At 43.4% G+C, this 2,655-nt stretch carries 4 protein-coding genes, 1 tRNA gene and 1 pseudogene; 1 reads left to right on the top strand and 5 read right to left on the bottom strand.

The genetic code is table 11. The features are described 5' to 3' along the window. From Q0314_RS10260 to Q0314_RS10275, 4 genes and pseudogenes are all read right to left on the bottom strand, one after another. A partial coding sequence (locus Q0314_RS10260) for a hypothetical protein (protein WP_298058736.1) occupies window positions 1-351 on the bottom strand: 351 nt, incomplete at its 3' end. A gap of 498 nt (window positions 352-849) precedes the next feature. Continuing rightward, a pseudogene (locus Q0314_RS10265) lies at window positions 850-1,518 on the bottom strand (CbrC family protein). Then, window positions 1,452-1,697, bottom strand: coding sequence for a hypothetical protein (locus Q0314_RS10270; protein ID WP_298058739.1), 246 nt, complete (start codon window positions 1,695-1,697; stop codon window positions 1,452-1,454). Before Q0314_RS10270 ends, Q0314_RS10265 begins: the two are co-directional and overlap by 67 nt. A 94-nt stretch (window positions 1,698-1,791) precedes the next feature. Next, the gene (locus Q0314_RS10275; RefSeq protein ID WP_298058741.1) at window positions 1,792-2,208 is read right to left on the bottom strand and encodes an SseB family protein; all 417 of its coding nucleotides are present in this window, start codon (window positions 2,206-2,208) and stop codon (window positions 1,792-1,794) included. A gap of 110 nt (window positions 2,209-2,318) precedes the next feature. Here Q0314_RS10275 and Q0314_RS10280 point away from each other — a divergent pair. After that, window positions 2,319-2,395 (top strand) — tRNA-Ile (locus Q0314_RS10280). A 150-nt stretch (window positions 2,396-2,545) separates the two neighbouring features. Here the strand turns inward: Q0314_RS10280 and Q0314_RS10285 are convergent. Next, window positions 2,546-2,653: a hypothetical protein gene (locus Q0314_RS10285; RefSeq protein ID WP_298058744.1), complete on the bottom strand. Its 108-nt coding sequence runs from the start codon at window positions 2,651-2,653 to the stop codon at window positions 2,546-2,548. Window positions 2,654-2,655 lie beyond the last annotated feature (2 nt).

Consider the following 2,655-nt stretch of genomic DNA (forward strand, 5'->3'; position numbering starts at 1 on the left):
AGGCTCATGCCTCTTTGCAGGAAGGATCATTCTGCATGAGGCAATGGCTGCAAGGAATCCGACAGCATGAGTTTCCGATGGGAGACTCATGCTGTTTTTATCTATGAAAGCATAAAGAATAAACAATGGCAATGATATTTTAATAATCAAATAAGCTAAGTTATACACAAAAAAATCAAATCTGTTTGTGATATTAATATTGAGACAATAAAACAAACAAAGTAAAATGATAAGAATTTTATACTTACTAAAATTCATTAAGTTTTTTAAAACTACGCCACGTCTAATAGCAATAAATCCAAGTTCTTTACTTTGGATTTCTGTAAATAACCAAAATAAAATAGTTTTCATAATTATATAACCTTCTGTTTTTTTATTACTGTTTATGTTTAGGTTACTGCTAGATTTAGATCTCTTAAAAATCCGCTGCTCTGCGAATTTGTCTGACTGGTTTGCTCTCAATTCAGATTATATCATTTTTATATTTTTAAAGAGATGGTGTTTGCATTAAATATATATCGGCCACCTTTTGTTCTTTGTCTTTGCTTTCAGTGTAATTTCCTTCAAACATTACGTTAATGCTGTTATCTGGGTCTTTATCCATTGTTTAAGGTTTTTGTATCTGCAAGTTTTGGCTTTTTGACTCGTTTTCTTGGGGTATGCCGTCGACCTACTTGTAACATTTGCAAACTATGCTTATATTGTCCTTAAGCACACTTGTTTAAAAAAGTGAGGGAGAGGATCGGAGTAATAGTGAAATGAGGCAGGCTTTTAGCTTTCTATTCACCCACACTGTCTTGTTAGCGGTTTTTGGGGTGCTTTATTACCCGCGCCGCCAGTTTTTAAATTTCAGCTCGCATCGACCTGGATTTTATACTTGCCGCAGCGGATGCAGCGAAACAGATAGCCTGCCATATCGCCGCCCGCGACTAGGTAATCACGCACGTCCTGCACCGCAAATTCCTCGCGCAAGGCGTAGTCTGCAAACACCTCCTCCGCTATGCCCAAATCCTGCAGTTCCTTGGTGCCCACGTCGCCTAAAAACTTGCAGTAGTCGTCACAACAAGCAACCCAATGCTCCCCCTGTCAGCTAAAATACCCGGGCATCCTTTTAAATAGCTCCTCGGTTTTAGCCTGTGCGTTCGAAGTGCTAGGCGGGAAAAAACTGGCGTCAAATTTTGCCGACGCCGCTGTGCCGCTAGCGATGCAGTGTGGACAGAGGTAGTTCACGTCCGCTACGCTGTAAACGCTACCGCAATAATACATGTCAGTCGTCTGCTCGCAGCACTCGCAAACCACGCTCGCGTCGTCCTTTAACACGCCCGTTTTAAAGGGATCCGGATGGTAGCGAAAATGAGGCAGGCTTTTTAGCTTTTTGCTTTGGCGCGCGGCTTCGCTCGCAGTTTTAGGACGCTTTATCGCGCCCGCGTCGCCGTTTTGCGCATACTGCTTCAGATAGCCGAGCTTTTGAGTTGCTTTCTGTCCTTCGGATCGCAAATTTTGCCGAGTAGCTCGCACGCGCTCTTTTTGAGTCCCAGTAGCTCGCAAACATCCACCAGCACGAGCTTTGCCTCTTTTTCATCGAATTTTTCGAGCTCGTCTTTGAACTCATACAGCGCCAAAACGCTCGCCGCGCCGCCGTCCGAATCCCAAAACGCCTTTTGAAGTGCGATATATCTTTGCCTAAGCTTATCCATCTTCTCCCCTTAAATTTGCGGGCGGTACTATTCTTAAAATTTAAATTTTCCGAGCGCGCTTGCCGTTTTTTAGGAGGCCCACTTGGGTCAAATTTTACTCCGCGCAGATCGCTTTGAGCTTTGCAAGATCTAAAATCAAACTATGCGAAAACGCGTCTATCACGACTCCGGCGTATTTGCCATCAGCGCTTTCTATCATCGCGGCGTAGTCTTTTAGGCGCAGATTTATCGCCTCCTGCTCGGCGTCGTTTCGCCATCTCATCATCTCGGCTCTACTGGAAAATGCCGGAAAGTAGCTAAGTCCGCTCTCCTCGTCTTCTAGTAGGACAAACTTGATATTTGAGCCTTCTTCTTCATAAACCGCGCTGCCGTCGGGCTTTGCTAGGGCTTGGTTTATGAGTACGGGAGCCAAAAACTCGGCCTTTTTTAGCGCCGCGATTAGCGCCTTTTCGCTCTGCTCGCCGCCGTCTAGTAAAAATGCGTCTATGAAATCGTTTAAATTTTCGTTCATCTTTTACCTTGGATTAAATTTGGCGTATTATACATTTTTGCGTTTTTAAATCAAAATTTAGCAGTAAATAAGCTTTGCGTTGCTATAATCACAACCTCACTTCAGCTGGCGGGTTCATAGCTCAGTTGGTTAGAGCATCCGGCTCATAACCGGATGGTCCCAGGTTCGAGTCCTGGTGAACCCACCACCCATTCACATTAAATTATCTCAAATTTTAAAAGCCATTTTGTCATTAGATTTACTCTAAAACAGTTATCATAAGTCAAATTTGAGCCGATTTTTAAAATTTAGCGGTCAAATTTGACGTCAAATCAAGCAAAGGCGAAATCTGATTCGCCTATTTTTTGGTTTGTTTTAGCAGGTTCATCTTCATCTCGTAGTACTCCGCGCTCATATCGACGTAGTGTTTATGCGGGTTTTCAAAGCGCTGCTCCTCCTGCCAAATTT

Source organism: uncultured Campylobacter sp. (genome assembly GCF_938040115.1).
GTDB lineage: Bacteria > Campylobacterota > Campylobacteria > Campylobacterales > Campylobacteraceae > Campylobacter_A.